24 protein-coding genes and 1 pseudogene are annotated in these 21,565 nt (G+C 32.4%); 22 read left to right on the plus strand and 3 right to left on the minus strand.

All coding sequences use genetic code 11. The features are described 5' to 3' along the window. Positions 1-84: 84 nt before the first annotated feature. The 8 genes from EM4838_RS15740 (at position 85) to EM4838_RS15780 (ending at position 6,066) form a co-directional block, all read left to right on the plus strand. On the plus strand, positions 85-1,599 hold the full coding sequence (locus tag EM4838_RS15740) for an ABC transporter transmembrane domain-containing protein (protein WP_205216947.1): 1,515 nt from the start codon (positions 85-87) through the stop codon (positions 1,597-1,599). Positions 1,600-2,087: 488 nt separating this feature from the next. After that, positions 2,088-2,348 carry a hypothetical protein gene (locus EM4838_RS15745; protein WP_071867388.1) on the plus strand — a complete coding sequence of 87 codons (261 nt, stop codon included), beginning with the start codon at positions 2,088-2,090 and terminating at the stop codon, positions 2,346-2,348. A 433-nt stretch (positions 2,349-2,781) separates the two neighbouring features. Beyond that, the gene (locus EM4838_RS15750; RefSeq protein WP_071867389.1) at positions 2,782-3,000 is read left to right on the plus strand and encodes a DNA helicase UvrA; all 219 of its coding nucleotides are present in this window, start codon (positions 2,782-2,784) and stop codon (positions 2,998-3,000) included. A 3-nt stretch (positions 3,001-3,003) separates the two neighbouring features. Further along, a complete protein-coding gene (locus EM4838_RS15755; protein ID WP_071867390.1) occupies positions 3,004-3,441 on the plus strand; it encodes a hypothetical protein in 438 nt (145 codons plus the stop codon). Beyond that, positions 3,434-4,129 (plus strand): hypothetical protein, encoded by a 696-nt coding sequence (locus tag EM4838_RS15760; protein WP_071867391.1) that lies wholly within the window; start codon positions 3,434-3,436, stop codon positions 4,127-4,129. Before EM4838_RS15755 ends, EM4838_RS15760 begins: the two co-directional genes overlap by 8 nt. Before the next feature lie 401 nt (positions 4,130-4,530). After that, positions 4,531-4,710 (plus strand): hypothetical protein, encoded by a 180-nt coding sequence (locus tag EM4838_RS15770; protein ID WP_071867393.1) that lies wholly within the window; start codon positions 4,531-4,533, stop codon positions 4,708-4,710. A gap of 134 nt (positions 4,711-4,844) precedes the next feature. Continuing rightward, entirely contained in the window at positions 4,845-5,378 is a 534-nt protein-coding gene (locus tag EM4838_RS15775) for a hypothetical protein (RefSeq protein ID WP_071867394.1), read from the plus strand. A gap of 346 nt (positions 5,379-5,724) precedes the next feature. Further along, positions 5,725-6,066, plus strand: a complete 342-nt coding sequence (locus tag EM4838_RS15780; RefSeq protein ID WP_071867395.1) for a helix-turn-helix domain-containing protein — start codon at positions 5,725-5,727, stop codon at positions 6,064-6,066. A 309-nt stretch (positions 6,067-6,375) separates the two neighbouring features. Here the strand turns inward: EM4838_RS15780 and EM4838_RS15790 are convergent, their stop codons facing one another. Continuing rightward, positions 6,376-6,870 carry a hypothetical protein gene (locus tag EM4838_RS15790; RefSeq protein WP_071867397.1) on the minus strand — a complete coding sequence of 165 codons (495 nt, stop codon included), beginning with the start codon at positions 6,868-6,870 and terminating at the stop codon, positions 6,376-6,378. Positions 6,871-7,066: 196 nt separating this feature from the next. On the opposite strand from EM4838_RS15790, the gene EM4838_RS16935 reads away from it, so the two are divergent. Next, positions 7,067-7,885, plus strand: a complete 819-nt coding sequence (locus EM4838_RS16935) for a DUF6710 family protein (protein ID WP_071867398.1) — start codon at positions 7,067-7,069, stop codon at positions 7,883-7,885. 246 nt (positions 7,886-8,131) lie between these two features. Here EM4838_RS16935 and EM4838_RS15800 read toward each other — a convergent pair. Continuing rightward, positions 8,132-9,450, minus strand: a pseudogene (locus tag EM4838_RS15800) (IS4 family transposase). A gap of 366 nt (positions 9,451-9,816) precedes the next feature. Here EM4838_RS15800 and EM4838_RS15805 point away from each other — a divergent pair. The 6 genes from EM4838_RS15805 to EM4838_RS15830 are packed head-to-tail and all read left to right on the plus strand — an operon-like array spanning position 9,817 to position 13,989. Further along, the gene (locus tag EM4838_RS15805; RefSeq protein ID WP_071867399.1) at positions 9,817-11,712 is read left to right on the plus strand and encodes a BspA family leucine-rich repeat surface protein; all 1,896 of its coding nucleotides are present in this window, start codon (positions 9,817-9,819) and stop codon (positions 11,710-11,712) included. Between the two features lie 9 nt (positions 11,713-11,721). After that, positions 11,722-12,195, plus strand: coding sequence for a hypothetical protein (locus EM4838_RS15810; protein WP_071867400.1), 474 nt, complete (start codon positions 11,722-11,724; stop codon positions 12,193-12,195). A gap of 17 nt (positions 12,196-12,212) precedes the next feature. Continuing rightward, entirely contained in the window at positions 12,213-12,701 is a 489-nt protein-coding gene (locus tag EM4838_RS15815) for a hypothetical protein (RefSeq protein WP_071867401.1), read from the plus strand. A 38-nt stretch (positions 12,702-12,739) separates the two neighbouring features. Further along, positions 12,740-13,240, plus strand: a complete 501-nt coding sequence (locus EM4838_RS15820; protein ID WP_071867402.1) for a hypothetical protein — start codon at positions 12,740-12,742, stop codon at positions 13,238-13,240. Between the two features lies 1 nt (position 13,241). Continuing rightward, a complete protein-coding gene (locus tag EM4838_RS15825; RefSeq protein WP_071867403.1) occupies positions 13,242-13,700 on the plus strand; it encodes a hypothetical protein in 459 nt (152 codons plus the stop codon). Positions 13,701-13,704: 4 nt separating this feature from the next. Then, positions 13,705-13,989, plus strand: a complete 285-nt coding sequence (locus EM4838_RS15830; RefSeq protein ID WP_071867404.1) for a hypothetical protein — start codon at positions 13,705-13,707, stop codon at positions 13,987-13,989. Between the two features lie 7 nt (positions 13,990-13,996). On the opposite strand, the gene EM4838_RS15835 is transcribed toward EM4838_RS15830, so the two are convergent. Then, the gene (locus tag EM4838_RS15835; protein ID WP_071867405.1) at positions 13,997-14,602 is read right to left on the minus strand and encodes a TetR/AcrR family transcriptional regulator; all 606 of its coding nucleotides are present in this window, start codon (positions 14,600-14,602) and stop codon (positions 13,997-13,999) included. Positions 14,603-14,679: 77 nt separating this feature from the next. Between EM4838_RS15835 and EM4838_RS15840 the strand changes: the two genes are divergently transcribed. The 7 genes from EM4838_RS15840 (at position 14,680) to EM4838_RS15870 (ending at position 21,565) form a co-directional block, all read left to right on the plus strand. Next, positions 14,680-15,279, plus strand: a complete 600-nt coding sequence (locus EM4838_RS15840; protein ID WP_071867406.1) for a TetR/AcrR family transcriptional regulator — start codon at positions 14,680-14,682, stop codon at positions 15,277-15,279. A 126-nt stretch (positions 15,280-15,405) separates the two neighbouring features. Then, a complete protein-coding gene (locus EM4838_RS15845) occupies positions 15,406-15,774 on the plus strand; it encodes a DUF7006 family protein (RefSeq protein ID WP_071867407.1) in 369 nt (122 codons plus the stop codon). A 200-nt stretch (positions 15,775-15,974) separates the two neighbouring features. Beyond that, positions 15,975-17,960: a BspA family leucine-rich repeat surface protein gene (locus EM4838_RS15850; RefSeq protein ID WP_100917304.1), complete on the plus strand. Its 1,986-nt coding sequence runs from the start codon at positions 15,975-15,977 to the stop codon at positions 17,958-17,960. A 176-nt stretch (positions 17,961-18,136) separates the two neighbouring features. Beyond that, entirely contained in the window at positions 18,137-18,625 is a 489-nt protein-coding gene (locus tag EM4838_RS15855) for a hypothetical protein (protein ID WP_100917305.1), read from the plus strand. 666 nt (positions 18,626-19,291) lie between these two features. Next, positions 19,292-19,600 carry an LPXTG cell wall anchor domain-containing protein gene (locus EM4838_RS15860; protein ID WP_071868109.1) on the plus strand — a complete coding sequence of 103 codons (309 nt, stop codon included), beginning with the start codon at positions 19,292-19,294 and terminating at the stop codon, positions 19,598-19,600. A 24-nt stretch (positions 19,601-19,624) separates the two neighbouring features. Further along, on the plus strand, positions 19,625-20,431 hold the full coding sequence (locus EM4838_RS15865; protein WP_100917306.1) for a WxL domain-containing protein: 807 nt from the start codon (positions 19,625-19,627) through the stop codon (positions 20,429-20,431). 90 nt (positions 20,432-20,521) lie between these two features. Continuing rightward, positions 20,522-21,565 (plus strand): WxLIP family cell surface protein, encoded by a 1,044-nt coding sequence (locus EM4838_RS15870; RefSeq protein WP_100917307.1) that lies wholly within the window; start codon positions 20,522-20,524, stop codon positions 21,563-21,565.

Here is a 21,565-nt window from a genome sequence, read left to right on the forward strand (position 1 = left end):
ACTCAAAATTGGGAGATGAAGATTATTCAAGTAAAAAAGATTCTATTAAAAAGAAAGTTATTACTTCTGACTTTAGCTAGTTTAATGGTTATTCAGATCTGTATAAGTGCTTCGTATCCTTATTTAACAAAAGTTATTGTGGATGAAGTCTTAATGAAAAAACAAGTAGACAAGTTAAAAGTTATTATAATGGTTGCAGTGATCCTTATTGTAGTACAAGTTCCTTTGAATATTATTGTGAGTTATTTATGCTCAAAATGGAATCAATTAATTATTTTTGAGTTACGTAAAAACGTAAGTATGTCTTTTTTTGATAGTAAAGAAAACTCTAAAAAGAATGGTCTATTTATTAATACAATAACTAATGATTGCGAATTAATTGGGAAACAATTATTAAATATTATAATTAATAGTTTTCCTAATATACTTTTGATTGTCATATATCTTTCAATATTGATATTTTTGAATCCTTTTTTAGTTGGAATCCTTTTATTAGGACTGCCACTATTTTTATTAATTGCGTATTTTACTTCAAAAAAAGTTTCAGTTCTTACTAAAGAGCTACAACGATATCGAGATAGGCTAGTTGAATTCTTAAATAGTTATGTTCGTAATAAACTTTTAATAGATCTCTATGGAGCAAGAAGAGAGGAAACAAACTATTTTTATAAGGTTTCTACGCAATTGAAAGATGTGAATGTAAAAACAAATACAATTATATCTTTTTTAAATAATATATCTAATTTAATTGCTGTAATTACGCCATTAATTACTTTGTTAGTTGGTAGCTTTTTAGTCATTAACAACAAACTTAGTTTGGGATCACTTATTACATTCAATACTTATACAGCTCTGCTGTTTAGTCCTATAGGAAGGTTATTGAATATATCCCCTATGATTTCTCAATTGAAGGTATCTATTGAAAGAATTAAAGAGGTAAAAATACCAGCTGAAATATATAAAGAAGGTATCTATGATAGGTTTCTATGCTCTGATGATTGCTTGATCTCTGTTAGTAAGCTCATTCCTTACGTGGAAAAAAGACCATTATTAAAGACTGAGCTTAATTTTAATATAAAAAAGGGAGAACTTTTAAAAATTTCAGGAAAGAATGGAATAGGAAAGTCAATTTTATTGCAATGCTTAATAAATTATCACAAAAATTTTACTGGATATATTCAAATAGATAAAAACGTGAAAATTATTTATATACCACAGGAAAATTTTTTGTTTGAAGGGACAGTAAAGGAAAACTTAACAAAAGGACTTCCTGAATATGAAATAGATTTTTTATTTTATTTAATTAGGAAATTCAAATTTGAAATAGATTTAAATCGAAAAGTTAATGCATTTTCTTTAAACTTAAGTAGTGGACAATTACAGAAAATTAAATTGATTCGAGCTTTGCTTAGTAAACCAGACATACTTTTGTTAGATGAGGTATTTGCTAACTTAGATCATGAAACAAGTATTACTTTAATCAATTATTTGAGGGAAAACTTATTAACCGCGATATTCGTTTATCATGGAGACACTGAGCGACTTTTAAAACAAAATGAATATAATACTTTAAATTTAGACTATTATGCTATAGCTTAATTTTGAGAATGCTAAAATTAAGGAATACTAGCGTGTTTTCTTTTGAAAAAATTATTTATCAATTAGATAATGTTTTGACAGTCGTCTAATTAATATCAGTTATGACGAGATTATCCATTCGAAATAGGTTCTTCTACAGGTTGCATTTGATACGGTTTATGCTATAATTTAGACAACAAAAAGAATTTTCAATCTATAACCGAAAACCACTAGCTGGCGGGCTAGTGGTTTTCTTTTACGTTTCTATTATAAGAATTAACGGGTAGGCTTACTGTCTTTCTTGGCAAATTTGCAATCAAGCCATTTGCAGATGTAGTGTGCGGCTACCTCTGCCATGATTGCAAAAACAAAATCAAAAAGAATTTTCAAATCTATAACCTCCTCCCCTTGCCAGAATAGGCCGGGGTAGCAGACAGCAATAACATTATAGCACACTTGAAATTTCCAATTTTATAGGATTTTGCTATACTCTTTACGAGGTGAGCGTAATGAAAAAATATATTGGTTTACTTGATAAAATTAGAGTAATTCAAACACAACCTTTACTGTTAAGATTTACGTTACAAACAACAAATGGACCGATTAATTGTGTTGTCGCAAATATCGATATTGCAGATAGGTTATTGATTATGGAAGATGATAAATACAATATCGCTGTAACTGGCCATTTCAATAAAAGAAAACAACTAGTAATCGAAACAATGGATTTATTGAATCCAGACCATTATACAAAGAGTATGGGAATCTAACTTAGATAAAAGACAAGCTACTATTTCTTTATGGAATGGTAGCTTTTTTTATACATAAAAATGAAACAGCCTTATTAGGAAGGCGTAAACGCCTTCTCAATTGTAAAACCCTTCTCTCACTCCAACCGCCACCGCCGTTCGAGAAAAGCGAACGCAAAGCGTTCGTAAAGAAATGGGGTCTTGCTACGCAAGACGGATCGTAAAGGCGTCCTCTGGTAGAAAGATTTGATCCAGTCCGCTGTTTCTTTATTGATTTGCCAGACCGGCAACAAGTTGCCTTTTATCACCAAAAACAGCAAAGGACAAAGGTAAAATGCACGCTGCGCGCCCTTGTCCTTTGCTGTTTTAGTTGATTCATTCTGGGCAACAAATCAATAAAGAAAGAAACGGCGGAAGGTTCAAAACCTTTCCCTAAGAGGAGGCAGGGTCAACTGTGAGAGAAAAATATGATTATTGGGGTGTACCTTTTAGTGTGTTGTATCCAATACCAAATATAAGGTATAAAAGTGTACCACATCAGATTGCATGTGACTGTGGAGAAAAAGCGGATTCTATAAAATCTGTATATCGCTATCAGTGTAAGACATGTGGAAGAAAATATTCATTAGTACGTGGCGACTACATTTTAATCGAAAATGACTTGGAGGAATAAAACATGGTTCAAAAATACTATGATGAATTTGCTAAATTACCTTTGGAAAAAATGGCACAAAAAATGGAAGATATGACCTTTCTTTACAATGAGACTCGTGTGCCAAAAAAACATTACAAAAAACAGCTATCAGTAGCTGTCGAGGAAATGATTGAATCTAGTGTAGAAATCAATTTGATTGAAACGTATTACCGAACTTTGGAACAGTTGAAGAAACAAAATCCAAAATGGTTGTTTCAAGCACTGGTGTGCTTGGATTCAGGTGTTAAACCGAGTGCGATTACTCCTTCCGAGTATCAGGCGTTAGAGCTTACTTATGCCAAATATTCGGAAACAAAAAAAGCTAAGACAATTTCTAATAAATGGCTAGATTTATTTGAAAAAATCAAAGAATATGGCGCATTGTACACACTTGAATTGGAGGGAAATGAAGATGAGTGAGGTTGTATATCAATTATCGACGGAGGACATTTGTCAATTTTTGACAAATAGGGAACATTTAAATGAGGTAACAAGAAGAGTGAAACATTCTTTTAGTTGTATGGAAGAGTTAGGGTACTTTGTAAATAGTGTGGAACAAGAGCTATATAACGAGAAGCAAACGAGTGTTTTAAAAGTTGAAGCTAAGGTTAATTATTATACACTTCTACCTAAAATGGAAAATAACAGTACTCTTTTACGTTTTGAGACCGACCATTATATCATGGAAGTATTTTTAGAGACCAACGAGTATGTAAAAAATTATATTAATTGCGTGATTCTTAGGAAAGAATACTATTCAGAAAATGACTATGTAACATTTGTAGAAAGTGGCAAGGACATGGAAGAAAGAATGGAGGAGCTAAATCAAAAAGAATATAATCACTTTGATTATTATGTGCTTTTTGCTCAATTTCTAACAGCCGAGACTGATTTAGCATTAGTGTTTGGCAATGGATATTTTTTAACAGTACCTCAATCATTTCTTGATGAGTACAAAAAAGAAGTTGCAAATTCAAAGGGCAATAACTCTGAAATGCGTAAAGAACTGTATGAGACATTTCATTTTGATGAGACCGAACAAATGTTAGTAGAGTTAGAGAGAAAACAAGTTGCTTATCAAATGTTTTTATTAAAGAAATATAGTTAATTTTAGCATTTATACTGAAAAGTGAAAGTGTGTGGTTGAAATAAGAATATCGTCTATCGAAAATAGATTAGATGCGTTCTTATTTCGCACCACCACACTCCCACCTGCCACCGCCGTTAAGGTGGTGCGAAATAAGCGGGCAAAGCCCGATTTCCCTAAGAAAAAGAAAGAGGTTATAAATTATGAGTAAAATTATTCCATTACTATTTGTATTATTTGTAGGTGAAACAATCATGCGTCATATAAGCACAGGATTCCACATGAATTCCTTACTGTTTATCGCAATACTATTGTTCTGTTTAATTTTTTGGCGTCTAATAGTAGCTATTGTCTGGTTTATTTTGAAAGCGATCCTTACAGTTTTCTTTATAGGAATATTTCGATGAAAGGAGATTTATAAAATGACTGTTGCAATTGGAAATAAAAGGCTGCCAGTTACTTTAGATGATCACAGAAAAAAGGAACTCCAAAAGATGAAGGAAAAATATCATAAAAGTGAGTCAAAGATCATGTGTGTTGCTTTGGATTTGTTGATTGAACAGGAAAAGGCTGACTTTGAGATTCCAAGCTTAAAAAAGTGACGTCACTTTTAAAAGAAAACAGAAAAAGTGCTATCACTTTTGTTCCAAAAATGTTTTAATATATTATTCAAATAGAAAGATAATTTGTTTTAAAATCATAAAAAATGGTGAAAATAAAGGGAGGAATCTATTTAATGTTAGATCAATGGATTAATCATTCAATGGGATCAAATGGGAGAGAAAACTTGGAGAAATCTGATAAATATTGGGAAGACTTCTATAATAGTGATCCTGAATATAGATATCCAAAAGGGGATTTGCTATTTAGAGTTCATTCTGGAGGGTATGATGAACCTGTATTAGATGATTACGTTGATAGAGGAGATTATCAAGATAAAATATTCCGTGAAAAGCATGATTTATGGAAGGCACGTAATGATATAAGCTGTATTGAATTTAATAGTCATTGGGTATCTTTTACGAAAGATGTTGATGTTATAGGTTCTGATTATTTCTCAGGCAAGGATCTGCGAGGTTTTGTCATAGTGATGAAAGCAGAAAAAGCAATTGATATCTCTTCCTTCAAAGAAAAGGGATTTAATGAATATGAGGTGGTCGCACCTATGACTAAAGATACTCTTGTTGAAATTCTTGATTTTGATGGTTTTATGAATAAATATGGTAAAGGAACTTCTTATTATGAAAAAAACGAAATGAAAAAATCTTAGTCATTACGCATGCTGTCTTTTTTAATTCTGTATACAGTTTGACTTGTAACGTCATGATCTTTCACAGTATTTCCATTATATATTTTTCTGGTTTGGATGAAAGGAACTATTTACTAGCAAAAATGCGACTGATGTAAGATTAAAAGCACAAAATTATTGTTAAAGGATTTAAATGAAAACTAGTAATACTTATTAAGGAAAGTCAATTGGTCTTGTACTAAATGACTTTCTTTCTTTTTGTACAATTATGATATTAAAACAACTTTTTATGAAATTAATTTCTATTTTCCTAGTATTGGTATTACTATGTATTTGAGTAAATTTTTAGTTACAAAGGAGTTAAATAATGACTTTAGGTAGCACGTTAAAATATCTTAGGGAAAGAGTTGGGATATCTCAGATCGTATTAGCAAATAAATTACACATAAGTCGTCAATCTATATCAAGTTGGGAAAATGATCGAGCATGTCCCTCTATGGATAACTTAATTTTGTTATCAGAAATCTATAGTGTTTCTGTCGATGACTTGTTGAAAAAGAATCAAGAATTAAGAGGGCAATGGCCAGTGAATACAAAAGAAGTTATGAGATTTAAACAAGAAATCCATCAAATTTATAAAGAATTGGAAAAGTTGAATAATGATTTCAACTGTATGAAAAAGAAAGTGGATACTAATTTTGTACCATAATAATATCTTTAAATTATTTTAAACACGGTTTGCTTTAATCATTTTAAAGTTTGTTTTATAAACGTATATATAAGGTATATATAAGAAAGAAGAGATTATTTGAATAAAATGAAAGAAAAGAAAAGCTTTTATTGGTTTATTAGTATCATTATTTTAATGTTGTACGTCCTTTTTGCACTCACTAAACTAAATATCTTTTTAATACTCTTTTTTTTAGCATGGGGTGGTTTCACTATTTACGGTTTTTGGTTACTTGTACATGAAATTAATAAGAAATCCGACTAGTTTTTTGACTAATCGGATTTCTTATTAAAATATTAGAGTCATAATAGCTGCTGTTACAATGTTAGCAACACTTTTACTCATACCAACTTTTCTACATGCGTTGTATACTGCATCTTGAATTGTACCAGTTGCATTTTCTATGAAACTTAATAAAGTTTCTAATCCTGTGTGTGCAGCAATATATCTTTTAACTGAAGTTGGTAACTTGTTGTAGCCTTTTCTAATAGCTTTTACAGCCCAAGTAAATTTACCTCTTTCTTGGTGCTGTTCCTTGCTATTTAGAATAATACCATTTTCAAGATAGACAGGATTATTTAAGTTATCGTGATAGATAGCAATCTCTTCAGCTGAAAATCCCAGTTTTTGTAGTTCGTTATCACTTAATCCTTTAAAGTGATCTTTTTCTGAAGCAACGCTTTTGATTTCGTCAGCTTGTACAAGAGTAGTTCCTACAGGAACTGTAGCAGATAATAAAGATAAAGTTGCTAAACCAATAGTAATAAATTTGATATGTTTCATTAAACTTCACTCCTAAGACTTAATAAGAATACAAAATTATATTATCGAGAAGGTAGGGTAAGAGAAAGAAGTTTTATCTTTACGTCGCTTTACAATGAACCTATTTATTTTGTGTTTATGTAGATTTTTTAAAATAGTTGGGATTCTAGAAGAGAATTACCAGAAGCTTTTATTTATAACTTATAGGGAGGAAAATATGTCTGATTACTTAAAGGTTAATTCTAGTAAACTACAACACCACACTAATAATCCAATGTTTGAGAAGTATATAGAACAAGCCAAATTTATTATCGCTGAATCACCGATTTGTGAAGACGAGCTACACCCAATTTTTAGCTTTGTAAAGCAAATTACAGATTATATAACAATAAAGGCAGCAATGAATTCTTATTCGAACCCATATCCTGATATTGGCAATATGTTTGAAAAATTTTTTGAAGGAAAAGGTTCAAAACAGTCAATTGAAAAGATTAGTAAAATACTATTGAAAAAAACTAGTAGAGAAAATACTTTATCTTATAAAAAGGAAGGTTATAAAGTAATTGACTATGATCTATCTATAGATTTAGCAAATAATCCTATTGTTCTTAATCCATGGATGCTCCAACGTGTTGTTAACGCTATTACAAGTATTGCCACAAAAGATAACGAATTTGATAGAAAAAAAGGGGGAAAAAATATAATAAATAAATTTTATTATCCTACAGGTATTTCTATTTGTCATGGGGGGCATCATTCCCAATATTCTGCGAAGATAAAAGGGAAAGGAATAACTAGTATTCAAGAAGTCATTAATATAGAAAAATATTATGATTATGTAAAGTTCAACGGAGAATATTTTGAATACAGATTCAATAAATTTAAAAATTTCTTTTTACCACATAGAGAGTATATTACTACTGAAGATGAATTTTATGCAGGAATACTATTTGAGATCGGAAGACTTTTAAAAAATCGTATCGATATCTTTCCAAAGGATATACAAAAAGTAATTCATTATGCTGAGGATGATTAGTTAAAATTAGTAAATTTTTGTTCCTTTTTTATTATTCATTTCTAAACTCTTTCGATAGCCCGTTTAATTGGGTTCAGTAAGATACTGATTTTTAGTCCAACAGGGTATACCCCAATGTCATTAAGTTAAGGCAAAAAAGTAAATAATAGTCTCAAGTATATTGCTTTTTTCTTATTAACTTGCCTAATTTTATATTTTTGAGCAACACAATAAAACGTCCTATACGGTATAGTCCGATTTATAATATTAGGCAATACGATATAAAAAACCAACAAATTTCTTTTTTGTTATATTTCTCTGGTCACTCCGATTCTGTCGTATGGGTAGGAGATATCTTCTTATCAAAATTTCTACATTGACGGTTTGATCAAGAAAAAATCTTTTACAAATGCCTATAGCTTGTGTGAAATTAAGCTGATAGAACTGCTTTAAAGGAGCTGATAACGCCACTACCTGAGCAATTTCCATTGAAAAGTTGTATATAATGAGACGAGCGTAAATTTCTTGAATAATAAACTCTAGTTTCTTTGAGTGGAATTGGTTTAAGCCTAAGGCATATTTTAATTCTCTAAAGGAAGTTTCAATTCCCCAGCGTAAGTGATAAAGTACTTTTAAATCTTCGCTTTTAAAAGTGAAGGAATCAAGATTCGTGACTAAAGATTCATAACTATGCTCACTCAACTTAATCCGAACGACTCTGAGACTAACGGGATAGCTTTCTTTTGAATCGGGGGGTAGATAATCAAAGCTGGCTTTTTTACGCACAAATTGATAGCTTTTGTCAGCTTTGATTTTATTGGTCTGTCTTCTTGTTAACCAAAGGTTAACCTCTTTATCAAATGTTCCTTTTTGAGGTAATCCAAGTCCTTTAAGAAAGCCATTACTTTTGGTATCTTTTACTCGAATTACGAATTTTTGACCACTTTTTCTAATATGTTCGTACACGTTAAATGACTCATGACCACGATCTGCAATAATAATTGTCAGCTTTTCAAAGTAAACTCATCAACCATTTGACACAAACTGCTCCGTTCGTCTAGCTGTCTAATTTTTTGGAAGTTTACCGATGCATAGTATTTATTTAATGGGTCATATAAAGCATTGAGATGAAAAGATCCTACAGATTTATCAAACTTTCCGATGGTGTAATGGGATTCAGGATCGTTTTCATCATAAGGAATATTAATATCGGAGCCATCATGAGCCAATAGTTGGTACCCTTTATATTGCTTGTTTTGGTTACTTGAAGGAATGGTTCGGTAGAAGAGTTGTTTGAAAGCTTCAATCTTTATTTTACTTCGAGCCTGTACAAATGCGGAAGCAGTTGGCGTTTGAAGTGTAAAATCAAAGTAAGAGAGTAATTCACTAGAAAGACTTTGTCCACCGAAAGAGAGAATAATTTTGAGAGTGGTCTCAAAAGATAATTTTCTATTTCGTGAAAAATCAAGCGGAGATTGAGCAAAAATTTCAGGTTGATTTGTAATACAGCGAATTTGATCTTCTAAATTTTGTTTGATTTTATGAGCTGCTTGAAGTGTGGATGAAATGTTGATAGTATTAGACATAAGGGTACCTCCAGAATACGTAGCGCTATGACGTTTTATTATTGTTAAAATAATTGTATCAAGAGAGTGTCCTTTTATATAGAAAAAATAAAGCAGGGAAACTTAAATGTTTTCCTGCTTTTTGCCTTAACTTAATGACATTGGAGTATACCCTGTTAGTTTTTAATTGAAATTTTCCCCTCTTTAATTTGTATAGAATGCTAGAACTTATAAGTATGATTCTTTATAAGTTCTTTTTTTGTTTAAAAATTTAACAATATGAAATAAATGTACACTCGCTTCGTTTTTGTAAACCTCAAGGGAATCTAATTTTGTTAAATTATTAATTGTTCTGAGGCGTTGGTTTATTTGAAACGGAGGCGAACGATGAAAAGAAAAACATTAATAGTAGTGATTCTGGCGGTATTAAGTATTCCAGCCAATATAAGTTATGCAGTTGAAGATGACGGTTTAATTGAAGAGATAATTCCCAGTGAATCTATTGAAGAAACCCAAGAAGATCAACTAAAAGGTGATGAAATTAGCAATGAGATAAATACTGAAGTAGGGATAGACCAAGTACCAGAGCAAGATGACACGGTAATAGCTGAATCAATGGATCAAGAAGAAGTAAAAGAAGATTCAATTGAGGGCACAAATATTCAAAGTAGAGAAGTAGATGTGGTTGCTTCAGGAAAAAATTCAGGTGGAATGAACTGGGTACTTTATAGTGATGGAGTATTGGAAATAGGCGGTGGTAGCTGGGCGTTAAGAAATACAAACTGGGATAATTATAGGGCACAAATTTCTACTGTCAGAATTATAGATACAATCAACCCAGATTCTACTGGTGGTTTTGCCTTATTATTTAGTGGGTTATCAAATTTAATAAATATAGAAGGCTTAGAAAAACTGAATACAAAAGATTGCGTATCTTTTGCGTCAATGTTTTATGGTTGTAGCAGTTTACAATTTATTGACTTAAGTTCATTTAATACTGAAAAAGTATTGTATATGAAGAAGATGTTTGTTGGGTGTTCTTCACTCGAAAAAATAAATGTAGAAAGTTTTGATACAAAAAATGTAACTGATATGTCGGATATGTTTAGTAGTTGTTATAAATTGGGAGAATTATCTCTTAGTAACTTCAATACTGAAAAAGTAACTGATATGAGTGGGATGTTCGGTTATTGCTTAAACCTAGAAAATATAAATCTAAGTAGCTTTAATACAAAAAATGTAACTAATATGTATTTTATGTTCGCTCATTGTAGAAAACTTGAAAAACTTGATCTAAGTAACTTTGATACTAGCAACGTTATTGATATGGGAAATATGTTTTTTTATACATGGTCTTTAACAGAACTAGACGTAAGTAGTTTTGATGTACGAAAGGTTTTAAACTTTGATGCATTTATGGGACAAGCAAAAAGTATTAAAGAATTAGATCTCAGCAATTTCGTTACTGAATCTTGTACTACTGCTACGGGTACATTTGAGAATATGGATTCATTAGAGGCGTTGTATATTCCTCAGTGGAGTACGATAAAAACTACGAATACTAGAAATTTCTTTAATAACTCACCATTGAAAAAAATATCGATTGGTGAGAATTTTAAAATGACTTCTTATATGAGTTTAAGAAATTTATCAAGTGACGAAGTATGGTGCGATGTCGACAAGGAAGAGTTAAGTACAGTAAGTTTAATTGATTATCACAATAACGATAGTAAAAGAAATACGTATCATGTTGAAAAACAATATACGTTAACTTTTGATACGAATGGTGGTACAGAAATATCTAAACAAAAAAGTATTGCTGGCAAGACGTGGTCTATCCCTGAAGCACCAGAAAAAAATGGCTTTATATTTGATTACTGGGCAATAGATGAAGAAGGAAATACTCCCTACGATTTTACAAAACCGGTAACAAGTTCGTTAACATTATATGGACAATACAATCCTGCTTATATCGTGTCTATACCAGCTAGCATAAATTTAAATGAGACTAATGAATTGCAGGTATATGCAGAAATTTATCAGGAAGAAAAGTCATTGATCATTTCAGCGGATGAAAAGATAGCATTAGTAAATACTGGTGATCCGGCATACATTATTGAAAAAGAGATTACTAAAGAAAATAAATACGCAGATTCCACGTGGGTATTAGAAATGAACGGCATAGAAAAATCGAAAAACACTTTATTTATTCAATCATTAGAAGATGAAGAACACGCAGGCACGTATGAAGGAACTCTAAACTTTACGGTTGAATTTTATTAGGAGGAAAATATGAAAGAGAAGAAAAAAATTATTGGTATTATCGCTCTACTAATTTTAATTAGTTTAGTTGCAGTTGGATTAGGTTCTAACAAAAAAGACGATACTGTTGTAGCAGAGACAGAAGGTCAAGCGTGGACAGGTAAAAAAAATACTCCCCAAAAAACAGAAAATGAATCGATTGCTATTCCTGGCTTTGAATCAATGACTTTTATAAAGAACGAAAAGAAACAATCAGTGAATCTGTATAATCCAGATATCAATACATGTTACTTCAAATTATCTTTGCTTTTACCGAATGGGACAACAATTTGGCAGTCAAAACTCATTGAACCGGGCAATGGTATCTATGAGATTGAATTGAATCAAGAATTAGAGGAAGGAGACTATGAAAATGCCATATTGAAATATGAATGTTTTTCAATGAATGAGCAGCAAACTCCATTAAATGGGTCAGAAATTAAGTTTAATTTACGCGTAATTTGAAAAAGGAGAGAAAATTAATGAAAAAAGTGTTAGCTACAGGTGTTATAGTATTAGGAACTTTAGGTTTATTTGGAAATAAGGTACAAGCAGATGATCAGACACAAGTGGAATTTTCGGTAGGTAGTGAGTATTTATTAGAGATACCTGCGAAAGTAACATTAAGTGATTACTCTAAAACCTATCTTGATATTAAAACAAAGAATCATAACTTATCACCTACAGAATATGTAATGATTACATTAGAGAATGGATTAACTGATAATAGCGAAATAACTTTATCAAGATATATGGATACAGATACGACAATTAAGACAACTATAACTAACAACGGGGCCTCAATCAATCTAGTTGATAAAGAAATTAGTATATTCGATGCAAGAAATCCCCAAGAATATACAGTTGCTACACTATTTATCGATCCACTTCAAGACAACTATAAGTCAGGAAAATATACAACGACACTGACATTCGGTTCAGAAATAAGAGATAGAGATGTTCCTGAATAAAAGATATGTAAATAAATATATTATGGAGGTAAATTGGGTTGAAAAAAATGTTAATTACAGGAGTTATAGCATTAGGAACTTTAGGCTTATTTGGGAACAAGGTACAAGCGGATGATCAAACTAAATTATCTTATCAAGTTGGCAGTGAATACTTATTGAGCATACCTGCTACGGTAGAGCTAGATGAAGGAAGACGCACGTATATTGATATAAAGACAATTTCGCATAATATAGATCCAGATCGCTATGTATCTCTGTCTATTGCGAATGGTTTGACTGCGGATAGTGAAATCACTTTAAAGAGAGACGGGGATACCACGGGAAATATCAGTACATTAAAAAGTAACGTTACAACGTCAGGAGCCCCAATCTCTATAAATAAACCAGAAATTGGTACATTTGACTATAAAAGTGGTCAAACTGATACTGTAGCAACTTTATTCGTGGATGAACCAGAAGGTGATAAGAGAGCGGGAACATATTTTACAACGTTAACGTTTACTTCAGAATACAAATCAAAAATGCTGGGAGAAGATTAATATGAAAATGAGTTTAAATAAATTAGGTTTTTTACTTGCTGGTGTAGCCCCTTTATCAATTAGTACAACTATTCTAGCAGATACAACAGAATTAACGGCAAACTTTGAGAGCAACTACATTCTTAATATTCCTTCGAATCAAACTATTACTGATAAGAATATCAATATCGGAGATTTATATGTAACTGGTGATATAGCACCTGACCAAACAGTAAAAGTCACTACGGAAGTTAATCAATTTGAACGCGTCGGAAGTAACGATGTATTACCCTTTACGATTAAATATAATCAATCTACGGATGAATTAGCAGACTACTCTTTTTCAGAAACAGATATTTTAGCCGGATTAGAAACGAAATTAGATTTATGGTCAGATATTGATGAAGCTGATTGGTCAAATGCAAAAGCTGGAGAATATAAAGGAAGTATTGTATTTACCGCTGAATTAAAAGAGGAATAACAAGATGAAGATACGCAAACAAGTAGTTTTTCTATTCATAGGAATATTAATGAATCTAATCCTTTTTTCTACGATTAGTGTCAATTCTGTTTTTGCAGATGCTAATCAAACAGAATTGACACTAATTATTGAAGAAGATAAAGCCTCTAATCCAACTGAAATAAATAATAGTGGGGTTCTCCCAAAATTAAGTGAAAAATCAAGTTCAATATTTTTACAAATAGGAATGACTCTTTGTTTAGTAACTATTATTGGGTACTCATTTCAGAAAAAGAATAGTAGAGATTAAGGGATAACTATTTATTTTCAGAGCGATAAGTACGATGGTAAATATTATATAGACTAGGACTTAGAACGTTTATAACAATTTCTGTCATTTCTTGAGGAGACTGCTTAAAACCTTTTCTAAACCATGTACCGAGAAGGAGGGCAGTCCCTCGAGTTAAAAAGTCCGAGTATTGATTTAATGTTTTTGGATCATAATTAATTTGAAATTTTTGTGGAAGCCATAGTTTAAATTGTTGGTAGAATTTATCATAACTTATTTTCAATATGTTCGTATTAGTTGTTGGTAGCATAAGAGTTTGTATCAGTTCCTTCTTTTCATATAAGAATGAAACTATCTCAAAAGCATGCGGAGCCAAATCAGACTTTATCTTGTTGATATCAGAAAAATCAATTTTATTTAAGGCTTTTACATTATTATAAAAAATTTGATCTAAACTTGCCGTAAAGTCAGTTAATATTTGTTCTAATACAGATTCTTTGTCATTAAAATATTTATAAAAAGTCACGCGACTAACATTAGCAACCTCAGCTATTTCAGAGACTTTTATTTTATCTAAATTTTTCTCAGATAAAAGTGTAATCAATGCGTCTTTAATCTTATCTTCTGAGTACATACCAATCCCCCCACTTCAATACTAACACAACAAAGTTTTATAATGTAAACAGTAGCTTTTAGGAAAAGAGGATAAATATGAGCAATCAAGATGTAAAGAAAATAATTGAGAATTCGTTTTTGGGGTTATTACAAGAAAGAAGTTATGAACAAATAGCCGTTTCAACAATCGTAGAGAAAGCTTTTGTTAGTAGAACGACATTCTATAATTATTTTAAAAATAAAGATGATGTGTTGTTAAGTGTGTTAGATGATTTTTTATCTGAATTTGATCTTCTCCAAAAAGAGAATATAGATTTTTTAAATCAAATTGATATGACAAGTAAAGACTCAATTAAAACTATTTTATATCCTAATACGTTAGGAATTATTGAATACTTTTTAAGCAATAAAAATTTAATTCTTATTTTACTAAGTCCAAAAGTATCAATTGACTTTATGAAAATTTTACAAAAAGTTTACTATGAGCATTTTATTCAAGCACTACCTGACCTTTATTATAAAAAAATCGATCAAGAGATTCTTGAATATTATTCGTTGTTTTTAACGAACGGAGTGGCTTCAATAGTAGAAAATTGGTTTCACCATAATTTAGATGAATCTCCCCAAAAAATTTCTGATAAAATTTTAAATCTTTTAGCAGTTAGTCTACAGAATATTTATTTGGAGATTAATTAATACTCAAAAAAATTTATTGATTTTACGTTATCAAAGTGTAAAGGGTAATAGCACACACTTACTTGTTATATTTAAGTCTTAATGAAAATAAGTTCATAGGCTAAAGTAAGTGGAAAGGAGAACATCATGGCTGTTATGAGAAATGAAGATTTCTATTTAACTACCTTTGAGGATATACTGAATAAAAAAGGTATGAAAAATTTCAAAGAAATAGAGACGTACTTTAAACAAATAAAGTCTGATGTATTGAATTGTATCACTAAGTTCTCTCAAGAGGCCGTTTGGGAAAATATAGTACAGTTGATCATTTTAGATGAAAAATTAGTTTTGTTGCATGAAAGCTTAAATTTCATGGAATATTACGGGATGACAGAAGCGGAACTGATTGAGATGGTTGAAGAAGAATCTAAGCACTTTAACAAAGAAAATTGGGGATACTCTCTTAATCAGTCTGAGCACTTTTCTTTAATCTTTCCTTCTAATTTTATTTCTTAGAGATCAATATGTGATTTAGAATATTTTACGACCATAAAAAAGTATAGATTCTAAGTTTTACATGCGCGTGTTATGTTGGAGAATTTACAAACATGGAATAAATGTACACTCGCTTCGTTTTTGTAAACCTCAAGGGAATCGAATTTTGTTAAATTATTAATTGTTTTGAGGCGTTGGTTTATTTGAAACGGAGGCGAACGATGAAAAGGAAAACATTAATAGTAGTGATTCTGGCGGTATTAAGTATTCCAGCCAATATAAGTTATGCTGTTGAGAATGAAGTTTTATTTGAAGATACAATTGATAGTGAAGTACTTGATGAAGTACAAGATGATCAATTAGAGGATATTGAATCATCGGTGGAGATAGATGCTGAATCAGAGTTAGAGGAAGGTTCAGAGGAAGTAAAAGAGTCTGATGAGCCAACAGTTTCTGAATCATTAGATCAAGAAGAAGTAAAAGGAAGTTCAATAGAAGTTACACAGACACAAAATAGAGAAGCAGAGGTACTTGCTTCAGGTCAAAATGGAACTGGATTTACTTGGACTCTGTACGAAGATGGGGTACTTGTCTGTGGGGGAGGATCATGGTCAGGAACTTTTTCTGGATGGTACTCTTGGCGAAGGCAAATAACTAAAGTCATTATTACTGACGAAATAGATCCGCCCAACAATAGTGACGGATTTAGCACGATGTTTTATAACTGTAGCAATTTAATAGCAGTCGAGGGACTGGAAAAATTAAAAACTGGGAATGCAAAGTCTTTTGCTTTGATGTTTTATAACTGTGAAAACTTAGAAACGATAGATTTGTCCAGTTTCGATACTAGTAGTTCAACAAGCTTTGCTTCTATGTTTGAAAATTGTGTGAAATTAGAAAAAATTGATTGTTCTAATTTTAAAACCACTAATTCAATTGATTTTAGTAAAATGTTTGCATTTTGTAGAAAGGTAAAAGAGTTGGACGTAGCTAATTTCGATGTGAGTAAAGCAATCAATTTATCAGGAATGTTTCAAGGCTGTAACTCTATAAGTTCAATAAATGTAAGCAAGTTTAACACTGAAAACACCACTAATTTTAGTTCAATGTTTATAGGTTATAAAGGACCTCAATTGGATGTTTCAAACTTTAATACTGGAAAAGCAACTGATATGAGTTTTATGTTTCAAAATGCGTCTAATATTACTGAATTAAATGTGTCAAACTTTCAAATGAAAAACGTTAAGAATATGGAGTATATGTTTTCAGCAATGACTAGTTTAACAAACTTGAACTTACAAGGATTTGATGTTTCAAATGTAGAAAAAATTTCTGCGTGCTTTTCTGGATTAGCTAGCGTCGAAAGATTAGATCTATCTCATTTTGTGACAAACAATTTGCGAGAAGCAGAGTATTTATTTAGAGATATGACGAATTTAAAAGAATTAAATATTGATAATTGGATTATACCATCTAATGTTTCAGTTTATAAATTCTTTGAAGATACCTTACCTGCTAAAATTACGATCGGGTCTAAAGTAACATTAAGTACCCTTATGTATATGCCCAATCTTAGTAGAGGATACGTATGGGCAGACACAGAAGATGAAATAATAGATAGTGATCAATTAGTTAATTTTCATAACAAAAACGGAGTAAGAAACACTTATCGTATCGAAGAGTTGCATACCTTGACATTCGATACGATAGGAGGGACAGAAGTTGATAGTCAAAGAAGTATTATCGGTAAAAATTGGATTGTTCCTGATATACCGGAAAAGAAGGGTTATATATTTGACTATTGGTCGACAGATAAAGATGGAAACAATCCATACGATTTCACAACTCCCATATCCAGCTCGCTCACATTGTATGCACAATATACTCCTGCTTATACCGTGAGCATACCAGCAACTATAAATCTAAATGAAACTAATCAATTAAAGGTAGTTGCGGAAAATTATGTAGAAGCAAAGACTTTGATCATTTCAACAGATGAAAAAGTGTCATTAAGAAATATACACGACAGTACACGGATACTTGAGAAGGTGATTACTAAAGAAAAAGAATATCTTGAATCAACTAATGTATTAGAAGTAGCAGGTATAAAAAAGGAAGAAAATATTTTATACATTCAGCAAGCTGAAGAAAAAGAATTAGCAGGAACCTACGAAGGGATTTTAAATTTCACCGTAGATTTTTATTAGGAGTAAGTACATGAATGAAACTAAAAAAATACTTTATACATTTTGTTTGGTTGTTATTTGTAATCTGATTGCATTAATTATAGGGATTCAGATAAGGAAAGGGGGATTATAGAATTGTAATAGGGATAAAAATTAGAATAGAACGAAATTCAAATCAGAATAAACGGAGAATACTTATGATCAAAAAAATTATTACAGGATTTGCAGTGCTAGCGTCTTTAAGTCTATTTGGTGGCATCGTACAAGCAGATGACCAAACTGAAGTGGAATACGAGGTTGGAAGTGAGTATGTTATTTCAATACCTTCTAAGGTTGTCTTAGATAATTTTGGATCTGTGCCATTAAAAATCAACTCTGTTTCTCACAATTTGAGTCCAATGAAATTAGTCTCAATTTCGTTAACTGATGGTTTAATTGATGCAGGAGAAATTGAACTTAAAAGATTCATTGATCCTACAACAACTATAAATGCTTATGTTACTTTAGATGGAAATGCACTACCAGTTAATAATACTCTGAGAACTTATGACTATACAGCAGGGCAAACAGAAGAACTAGTCAGATTAGAACTAGGTATTCTTGGTTCGCCAAGTACATTTAAAGCTGGTACTTATTCTACTACATTAACATTTACATCTGAGATGACTGACAAAGTAATTGGTTAATCAAGTAATATGTTTGGAATGTAACGTGGGGGAGATATTTAGATGCAGGTACTCAATAAAGTTTATTTTGTAATATAATCCAAACAATTGAAAACTAGCTGTGGTTACTTTATATAAGAATAAAATTCTCAATATATCTACAGATCAAAAATTATATGTATCTTGATACTCAACAAAGACCAACAGGGTATACCCTGCTGGAATTTCTATTTAGCTGTTGAACACTTAAATTAGAAAATGACATCGAAGTTGCGCAAGAAAAATAAAAGGTAAGGATCAAAAACTTAAAGATTTTTGATCCTTACCTTTTATTTTTCTTGCGCGCTAATTATTTTCTCCCATTCATTCTGATAAATTCGTGTTCTTATTTCTTTATCAGAATTATTTTCTAAATATGCATAACGAGGTGAAAATTGTGATTTTTAATATTGTATAAAATATTATAAGATAATAAATATAAAGAAGGTTGAAAGATAAGCCTTTTTTGTTCACTAAAACTTATTAAAAACCATCATTTTTTGGAATAACGAAATACTTATATGTGCTAAGTTAACGAAACCCCAATTTAACAACATTACTTTAGACATCTGACAAGTCCGGATGTCTATTTTTGCTGTACACCCAAAAACGATAGTTTTTGAGATAGATTTTAAAGGAGGAGGGAAGATGCGAAAAACTATTGGTCTTATGATTGGTCTAATATCCCTAATAATAGCGATACAATTTCCGACGCAGGTTTATGGTACACAGGTCCAATCCGTCGAGTCAGAAGGATCCATTGGATTTACAGGAACTTATGAACCGATCGGATCACCAGATCCACCTCCCAGCACCAGTCCACAAAAGCCGGGAGGAACTTTGCCGAAAACCAATATGACCGGTAGTTCACTCGGACTATGGATTGGCAGTTTGTTAGTGGCAGGTGTTTTATTAGTCGTAGGGAATAAAAAAAGAAAAGCAACACAAAAAAATTAATTAAAAGAAAGCAGGAATTTAAGCATGAAATTTATTCGTTTAGCAACGGTAGCCGCATTATCAACCACGATTTTCGCAGGAGGCGTACAAGTCTTTGCTGAAGATACAGGACAAGATTCAAAAGAAGTACGTAAAACAACGACGTCCGGTCAGGTCACCTTCACTCCAAATATTGAAGACACAATAGTAGAACCTGATCCTGAAGGGCCAGAAGTGACGATCCCACCAATTCCTGGTACAGGACCACTAACGATTGCAACAGTTCCAACAATGAACTTTGGGACTAAAGTTATCTCAACTGCTGATGGACATTACAACATGATTGCGGAAATGCAACAGAAAGCCGGAACAACAGGCGAAGAAAACATGATTCCTTATGTCAGTATGGCGCAAGTCCAAGACACTCGCGGCACCAATGAAGGATGGGAACTGAGCGTGAGTTTAAGTGAATTTCAAACAGAAACTGATACTCTAAATAGTGTGTTAAAAGGCGCCCGAATCACGTTATTCGATCCTTCTCTTCGTTACAGTGTCAATGATGCAGATCAGGAACCGACGATTCACGCAAGTGGTTTAGAGTTGATTCCAAATGAAGACGCCGTGCCGATCATGACGGCTGCTAACCGAAAGGGTGGCGGAACTTCTTCCGTTATTTGGGGAGATCATGATGCGCTCGCAAAACAAGTGGAAGATGGGGTAGATGTCGTCGAAAATAAGGCGATCCAATTGTTTGTTCCTGGCTCGACTGCCAAAGATGCAGTAACGTATACCTCTACATTGACATGGGAATTAGAACTAACACCAGAAAATGAGGCACCTGATGCGGTTTAAGAAGTAACCATTCTTATTTCTATGTTCTATTAGTCACTGGCAGCGTTACAGATTTCTGTGACGCTGCTTTTTTAGAAAGGATTATGACAAATGATACACAAACAAACGATACAAAAAAGTCTATGGTTGCTTATAGTGCTCTTCTTTTTCTTGCCGCATCCGACGGTTCAGGCCGAAGAAGCTGGTTTAAATACGTACGTTACCCCTCTTTTTCCAGAGAGCCAAGTGGATGAAAGTAAAGGATACTATGAGTTATTGCTCTCACCTGGGCAAAAAGAGACTTTGCGACTAGAAGTCGGCAATTCCAGTTCAGAACCAATCAACGTTCAGCTGACACCGCATACGGCTTATACGAATACTTTGGGGAATGTCGAGTATGGAAAAGACGCCAAAGAAGCAGATCCGACCTTGATTCATTCTTTGGATGAGCTGATGACTCCTTCGGAGGTCATTACTGTAGCGGGAAATGAAACAAAGGTCATAGAAATTCCTCTTCAAATGCCTAAAGACGCCTTTGAAGGGTATTTAGCCGGCGGTTTACGAATCACCGAAGTAAAAGAAGAGGAAGGTAGTGATGTCCCAGAAGGAGAAGGCGTAGCTATCAAGAATGAATTTGCCCATGTGGTAGGTGTGGTCGTCAGTAATACCCGAGACTCGGTGCAACCGGAGTTGGAACTATTAGATGTGTTTGCGGATCAATTGAACTATCGCAATGTGATCAGTGCCACGCTACAAAACTTTACGCCCACTTTTGTCAATCAATTGGCGGTGGAAGCTACCGTGAAACGAGCAGGGGAGAACGAGGTGCTCTATAAGGCTGAGAAAGAAATGATGCAGATGGCCCCAAATTCTAATTTCAATTTTCCGATTTCTTTAGAAGGCGACCGTTTTCGAAGTGGGAACTATGTCCTAGAATTAACAGCTAAATCGGGAGAGAATGAATGGTCATGGACGCGTGAATTTACGATTGAAGCCGATGAAGCCCGCAAGTTAAATCGAGAAGACGTAATGATTGATTCTGGTGTCAATTGGTGGATGATCGGTGCGATTATTTTGCTCATTTTAATGCTTGGACTTGTGCTTTACCTGATGTGGCAAAAGAAAAGAGCACGTGAAAGCGAAAAAGAAGTATAG

The sequence above is a fragment of the Enterococcus mundtii genome (genome assembly GCF_002813755.1).
GTDB lineage: Bacteria > Bacillota > Bacilli > Lactobacillales > Enterococcaceae > Enterococcus_B > Enterococcus_B mundtii.